Source organism: Haloferax profundi, assembly GCF_001469865.1.
Classification (GTDB): domain Archaea; phylum Halobacteriota; class Halobacteria; order Halobacteriales; family Haloferacaceae; genus Haloferax; species Haloferax profundi.
Genome location: NZ_LOPV01000159.1, coordinates 1 through 7235 on the forward strand (window position 1 = coordinate 1; position 7235 = coordinate 7235).

Here is a 7235-nt window from a genome sequence, read left to right on the forward strand (position 1 = left end):
CGCGCTGGTGCTCACCGATGATTCGGAAGTCGGGCGCGAGCGTCGGGTCACCCTTGCGCGAGAACTCGTCGTCGCCGTCTGCGACACCAGCGATGAGTGCGACGTGGTCGCCTTCTTCGAATCGGGTTACACGCTCGCCGACGTCGGTGACGACACCGGCCATGTCACTGCCGGGGATGTGCGGCATCTCTAGCTCGACGCCGGGAAGTCCGCGCCGCGTCCAGATGTCGAGGTGGTTGAGCGACGCTGCCTTCACGTCCACGAGTACCTCTTCGGGGCCGACTTCCGGGTCGGGGAAGTCACCGTATTCGAGAACGTCTCGGTCTCCGTGTTCGCTAAATTGGACCGCTTTCATTCCGTTCGGACCCATGGAAGCGGATGATAAAAATATAGGTTTACGCTAATCGTCTTGCCACATGTACGACAAGCGTCGAAATAGACAAAGTACAAACGTTCACACGAGACATAGTACGTATAGACGGGGTTCTCCACGAGACGGTACGGACCACAGATACACGTTCAAGACATGATATGGCTCTTCCCGCGGCAGAACCAGCACACGAGCGAACGATTCACCAGTCACGATAGACGGTTCTCGTCAGATAGATATCACCGATGACGCAGCACCGAACAGACCACGGTGAGGAGTTACTCGGACTCCTCGTTCGCCGGTCGGACTTCTTGGAGGGACTCGCCGAACGTCCTCGCGACAAGCGGACGCTAGCCGAGGATCTCGAGACGTCTCGGTCGACGGTCGACCGTGTCCTCCGCGACCTGACGGACGTCGGGTTCGTGCGTCACACGAGAAGTGGATACGAACTGACTCTCCTCGGCCGGTGTTCACTCGAAGCGTTCGAGCGGTACGAACGGACTATCGAGGGTGTCTCGAACGCACGCGACCTGTTACAGATGCTTCCAGAGAACGCACCGCTCGACCCGGCGTTCTTCGCCGGTGCAAGAGTGTACACACCGAGTCCGGACATCCCTGACGACGTCATGGACGCGTTGTTCACGAGTATCGAGGATAGTGAGACACTCTACGGCATCGCCCCCGTCGCCATCTCGGGACAACTCAAAGCCTTCTACGACGCAGCGACCGCAGGTGGGACGAACGTCGAGATGATTGTCGCCCACGAACTGTTGGAGAAACTCCTCGATGCGCCCAGTTCGCGGGCCATCATCGTCGAGCAACTCCAAAAAGAGACAGTGAACATCTATCGCGCGGAGATTTCGTTCGGGTTCGGTCTGTGGGCCGTCGACGACGAGGCCGGAACTGTCGTCTACACCGACACGGGCGTCGGGGGTATCGCGCTCAACGACTCCGAGCGCGCTATCTCGTGGGTCACAGACCTCTTCGTATCGCTCCGGGAGGACGCAGAACTCGTCACGCTCTCGTCTATCGGCGAGCGTTCGACCGACGACGCCGAGTGACTGCCGGCGCGGGAACTTACTTTATCGTCCGCAGACCAAGCACCCGACGTGAGCGACCACGACCACAGTCACGGCCACGAGGGAAGCGACGACGGTCATCAGCACGACCACGACCACCACGAACACCACGACCACCACGACCACCACGAACACGACGTCGAGGAACTCGGGTTCGCGGTCATCACCGTGTCGTCGACCCGCAGCGTCGAATCTGACCCTGCTGGCGACGCTATCGAGGAGATACTTCACGACGCCGGCCACTCGCTTTCGGTCCGCCGCGTCGTCGACGACGACTTCGACGCGATACAGACCGCAGTCGCCCGGATGGCAGACCGAGGCGACGTAGATGCGACCATCACGACGGGTGGGACGGGTGTCACGCCCGACGACCAGACGGTCGAAGCAGTCGAGCAACTCTTCGAGAAGACGCTTCCGGGGTTCGGCGAGTTGTTCCGCCGACTCTCGTACGACGAGATTGGAACACGGGTCGTCGGGACACGGGCGACGGCAGGCATCGTGGACGGAATGCCGGCGTTTTGCCTCCCGGGAAGCGAGAATGCCGCCCGACTCGGCACGAGTGAGATAATCGTCGCCGAAGCGCCGCACGTGACCGGCCTGGCGCGGCGCGACTCAGAATAGCAATCGGGAGTCGAGTTCTGCGTCGCCAGTCCCTACCCGTCTGGAGCCATGCCGAACGGGACGCCGCGGACGTGGCTTTCGGTGAGTAAGACGAACGTCGCCTGCGCCCACTGGAGGTTCGAGTTCCACCGAACGTTGCCGTTTCCATCGATGCGTTCGGGGAGGAGACCGGCGGCCGTCGCCCACTTCTCGGCGTGGTCGAAGATGTGGTCTGAGACTGCGTCGTCGTCGACACCACCGAGCCATCGGACCATGTCGGCGTAGGCTTCACAGAGTGGCCATCCGCCGTCTTCGACGGTTCCAGTCGGCGTGTAGTCATCACCGGGATAGCGGTCCACGCACGGTGTCCCGTCTGCCCGCCACCACTCCTCGTCGGCGAGTCTGACTGTCGATTGCATCGGAGGATGCGTCGCCGACACGACGTTCCACGGCCAGACGGCCATGAACGCGGCGGCGTCGGGACGGTGGTCTGGTGGTGGTTGTTCCCCACCTTCCGGCGCGTCGGCGGTGACGTAGTGGTCGCCGTAGGGCGTGTCGTGCTTGAAGCAGTAGGTGTCCACGTTCTCGGCCCAGACTGTTGCCTGTTCACGGCACCGCCCCGCAAATTCGTCGTCGCCCGTCGCGTCCGCGAGTTCGGCCATGCATCGAAGGCCGGCGATGGCCGCGGCGCTTCCAGCAGTCGTGTGGCCCCAGACTTCTTCCCACGTGTCCTGATGCTTGTTCGGGAAGCCCCACTCGTTGTCCCATCCGAGGAGGAACTCGGCGGCCCGGCGTGACATGTCGTAGTGCGCGTCGAGAACGTCGTCGTCATCCGTCTCGCGCCACGTGAGCCAGTGTGCGTAGATTGGTCCACCGACCTGGTCGAGTTGGAGTTCGCGCCAGTGTGCTGTCCCATCGACGAAGTAGTTCTGCCACCACGTCCCACCGCGCTGAATCCCCCGCGGACCGCGGACGCCGTCGTCGATTTGCACCGAGTCCAGCCACGCGAGAGCGTCTCGCGCTTCTTTCGTCGCCTCGGCGGCGAGAAGCGCCTGAATGAGTATCACCTGGTCCCGCGGCCAGACGAACTTGTACTCGAAGTGTCTCGGTTTGAACGCGCCGGCAATCATCGGCCCACGAGGGTCTTGGACGCACTTCATGCTCGTCATCGAGAGGTCGTACATCCGGTCGGCCACCGCGTCACCCGTCGGGCCGTCTCTGACCGCCTCGTGCCAGTCTTCCCACGCCTCGTGGAACGACGACCGAATCGAGTCGTAGCCGGCATCGAGGACGTTCGTCGCGGCCGAAATTGCCTCGCTGTGAGTCGTCCCGAATCCGATGCCGGTGGCCCACGAGACGTCCTGTTCGTGGCCGACGTGGAGGCCGACGCCAGCATCGACGCGGCCCGTCGCCACGTCGTTGGGGGTGAGCCATCCGTCTTCGTCTTCGTAGATTTCGGCCCACGCGCTCCGCTGGTCACCAGTCGAGCGATTCTGGATACCGACACGGTGACCGTGGAAGGTCGAATCGTCGGTCGATGGGCGGCGTTGTGCGAGTGCGACGAAGCGCTCGAAATCGTACGCCACGATGAAGTCGACACCGTTTTCGTGGGCGTAGTAGGCCTCGTCCACGCCGTCGATGCCGAGTACGTCCTCGATACCGAAGTTGACGAGCGTATAAATCGTGTGTTCGTTCGGGTCGTCGAAGGCGACGTGATTGCGGACGAGCAACGCCGGGTCGTCGACGGCGACGAGGAGGTCCTGCGAGAGCGTTGCCTCGTATCCGCTGACGAACCGGAACGTGTTTTCGAGGTGGAGTTCGGGGACGCGGGAGTTGGCGTACGTGACGGAACTCGCGACGGCGTCTTCGCGGACGTCGAGAACTTGTTGGAGGTCTGCGTCCCACAGCAAGACGTGCAGGTCGGAGAACTGCTCGATATCGGAGCGAAACGCCGACGTCTCTTCGACGAGTGCGCCGTGACACCCGCGGTTGTGGACACTCGGGTACTGGTTCACCGTCGCCAGAACTGTCTTTCCGACTCCTCGGGGCGCGCTTACGATGGCGTCTTTGTCGCTCGGCGGCGTGTCTCGTTCCCCGTGAATCATCACTCGAACGACACGCCGAGGCGAGTTGTAGATTTCCCCGTCGCTCGAAACCGCGTGCCGTCACCCGTGGCCCGAATCCGTTCCCGCTTCCGACAATCCGACTGCAACGTCTGCCCAGTCGCGGCCCTTTAAGTTCGCGCACACGTTCCGGACAGGTATGAGCCAGCAGTCCCCACGTGAGGAGGACGCAGACGACGTGTTCTCCAGCGGCAAGGACCCGAACCTCCGAAGTTCGGAAGTCACAGAGGGCCCCGACAAGGCCCCGCACCGGGCGATGTTCCGCGCGATGGGATTCGACGACGACGACCTCTCGTCACCGATGGTCGGCGTCCCGAACCCCGCCGCAGACATCACGCCCTGTAACGTCCACCTCGACGACGTCGCCGACGCGGCAATCGAGGGTATCGAAGCGGCCGGCGGCATGCCTATCGAGTTCGGCACCGTCACCATCTCCGACGCCATCTCGATGGGGACCGAGGGGATGAAGGCCTCGCTCATCTCCCGCGAGGTCATCGCCGACTCCGTCGAACTCGTCTCGTTCGGCGAACGCATGGACGCACTCGTCACCGTCGCCGGGTGTGACAAGAACCTCCCCGGCATGATGATGGCCTCCATCCGGACCGACCTGCCGTCTGTCTTCCTCTACGGCGGGTCCATCATGCCCGGCCAGCACGAAGGCCGCGAAGTCACCGTTCAGAACGTTTTCGAGGGCGTCGGCACCTACGCCGAAGGCGAGATGAGCGCCGAGGAACTCGACGACCTCGAACGCCACGCGTGTCCTGGTGCCGGGTCCTGCGGCGGGATGTTCACCGCGAACACGATGGCGTCCATCTCAGAAGCGCTCGGTATGGCACCGCTCGGGTCTGCCTCGGCCCCTGCTGAGTCCAAAGAACGTTACGACGTTGCCCGTCGCGCCGGCGAAGCGGTCATCCAGTGCGTCGAGAACGACCTTCGCCCCTCGGACGTGCTCTCGAAGAAGTCCTTCGAGAACGCCATCGCACTGCAAGTCGCCATCGGTGGGTCGACCAACGCTGTGCTCCACCTGCTCGCACTCGCTGCCGAAGCGGGCGTCGACCTCGATATCGAAGAGTTCGACGAAATCTCCCGGCGCACGCCGAAGATTGCGAACCTTCAGCCCGGCGGCACGCGCGTCATGAACGACCTCCACGAGGTCGGTGGCGTCCCCGTCGTCATCCGCCGTCTCCTCGACGCAGGCCTCTTCCACGGCGACGCGATGACCGTCACGGGCCGCACCATCGAAGAGGAACTCGACCACCTCGACCTGCCGGACGACGACGACATCGACGAGGACTTCCTCTACACCGTCGACGAACCCTACCAGTCGGAGGGTGCAATCAAGATTCTCACCGGCAACCTCGCGCCCGGCGGTGCAGTCCTGAAGGTGACTGGTGACGACAAGTTCCACCACACCGGCCCCGTCCGCGTCTTCGACAACGAAGAAGACGCGATGCGCTACGTGCAAGAAGGCCACATCGAGTCAGGCGACGTCATCGCCATCCGCAACGAGGGTCCCCGCGGCGGACCCGGTATGCGCGAGATGCTCGGCGTCACCGCCGCCGTCGTCGGACAGGGTCACGAAGACGACGTGGCACTCCTCACCGACGGCCGATTCTCGGGGGCAACCCGCGGCCCGATGGTCGGCCACGTCGCGCCGGAAGCGGTCGAAGGCGGTCCCATCGCACTCCTCGAAGACGGCGACGAAGTGACGGTGGACATCCCGAACCGCGAACTGTCCGTGGACCTCTCCGAGGAAGAACTCGACGCGCGAAAAGAGGAGTGGGAACCGAAGCCACCGGCCTACACCTCGGGCGTGCTGGCGAAGTACGCGCGTGACTTCGGGTCGGCGGCGAACGGTGCCGTGACGAACCCTGCGCTCACGCGCGACGACTGAACGAAACGCAGTTTTCACCCGATTTTAGACGACGCGGTTCCGCAAGTCGTCGTCGCCTTCGTCTAATTTCTGCACGTTCTCGGCGATAATGTCGGCCAGACGTTCCCAGTACTTGGGCGTGTGACCCGCGTTGTGCGGCGTGATGAGGACGTTGTCGAAGTCCCAGAGGTCGTGGTCCGACGGGAGCGGTTCGGGGTCGGTCACGTCGAGTGCCGCGCCGCGAATCCCGTTGCTCCGAAGTTCTGAGACGAGTGCCTCCGTGTCGACGACGGGGCCACGACCAACGTTGACGAGGACGGTGTCCGGTGCCATCGATTTGAACGCGTTCGCGTCGACGAGGCCACGGGTCGTCTCGGTCAACGGGCACGCGATGACGACGTAGTCGGAGCGAGCGAAGGCGTCGTGGAGACCCTGTTCGTCGTCGAGGCCGACGACTTCGTCGGTCGGACCGCCCTTCTCAGGAGAGTACCGGACGCCGATGGTCTCGACGCCGAAGGGTTCGAGTCGGTCGACGGTGGCCAGTCCGAGGGCACCGAGTCCGACGACGGTGACCGTCGAGTCCTTCAGTTCGTGCGTCGGGTACGACTGCCAGACGTTGTTCTGCTTTTGACGTTCGGCGACGTCGAAACGGCGGGTGAAGTAGAGGATGCTCCCTAGAACTTGCTCGGCGATGTTCGGGCCGTGGACGCCCGAGGCGTTGGTCACGGCAACGTCGTGTGCGTCCAGCGCCTCGATAGGGAGGTGGCCGGTGCCGGCGAAGACGCAGGCGAACAGGTCGAGGTTCTCGGCTGATTCGAGGGCCGACTCGTCGACGGTGAACCCGGCGGCGACACGGGCGCGGGAGAGCAAGTCGCGTTCCTCCGCGGGCGTCCGAGCGAGTGCAACCTCGTGGTCGGGGAGGCGGTCACGAAGCGTCTCTGCGAACTCCTCGGCCGAGAGTCCGTGAATCTTCTGCCGAAGGACGGCGACATCTGGGTCGGACATGGTCGGAGTTGCCCGAAGACGGTGATGAATCTGTCCGATTCGGTCGGGGAACCGTCACTCGGGTGGTTCCCGTCGCTGTCGCTGTTTCGAAATCGTCCGAGTGACTGCGACGGCGTCGACAGTCGGGTCGACGACGAACCGAGACCCATCTTCGCCGAGTCGCCACGCGACGGGGGCGTAGCCCT

Annotated in this window: 6 protein-coding genes; 3 read left to right on the forward strand and 3 right to left on the reverse strand. The window is 63.6% G+C overall.

Features of this window, described 5'->3' with window-relative positions; translation table 11 throughout:
* A partial coding sequence (locus AUR66_RS08410; protein ID WP_157533037.1) for an alcohol dehydrogenase catalytic domain-containing protein occupies window positions 1–355 on the reverse strand: 355 nt, incomplete at its 3' end.
* Window positions 356–615: 260 nt separating this feature from the next.
* On the opposite strand from AUR66_RS08410, the gene AUR66_RS08415 reads away from it, so the two are divergent.
* Together AUR66_RS08415 and AUR66_RS08420 are read left to right on the forward strand one after the other, a co-directional pair.
* Window positions 616–1431 (forward strand): helix-turn-helix transcriptional regulator, encoded by an 816-nt coding sequence (locus AUR66_RS08415; protein ID WP_058572011.1) that lies wholly within the window; start codon window positions 616–618, stop codon window positions 1429–1431.
* A 48-nt stretch (window positions 1432–1479) separates the two neighbouring features.
* Entirely contained in the window at window positions 1480–2070 is a 591-nt protein-coding gene (locus AUR66_RS08420) for a MogA/MoaB family molybdenum cofactor biosynthesis protein (RefSeq protein WP_058572012.1), read from the forward strand.
* Between the two features lie 32 nt (window positions 2071–2102).
* On the opposite strand, the gene AUR66_RS08425 is transcribed toward AUR66_RS08420, so the two are convergent.
* A complete protein-coding gene (locus tag AUR66_RS08425; protein WP_058572013.1) occupies window positions 2103–4154 on the reverse strand; it encodes a glycoside hydrolase family 15 protein in 2052 nt (683 codons plus the stop codon).
* Between the two features lie 157 nt (window positions 4155–4311).
* Between AUR66_RS08425 and ilvD the strand changes: the two genes are divergently transcribed.
* Window positions 4312–6066, forward strand: a complete 1755-nt coding sequence (gene ilvD, locus AUR66_RS08430) for a dihydroxy-acid dehydratase (protein ID WP_058572014.1) — start codon at window positions 4312–4314, stop codon at window positions 6064–6066.
* 24 nt (window positions 6067–6090) lie between these two features.
* Here ilvD and AUR66_RS08435 read toward each other — a convergent pair whose 3' ends face one another.
* Window positions 6091–7050, reverse strand: coding sequence for a D-2-hydroxyacid dehydrogenase (locus AUR66_RS08435; RefSeq protein ID WP_058572015.1), 960 nt, complete (start codon window positions 7048–7050; stop codon window positions 6091–6093).
* Window positions 7051–7235 lie beyond the last annotated feature (185 nt).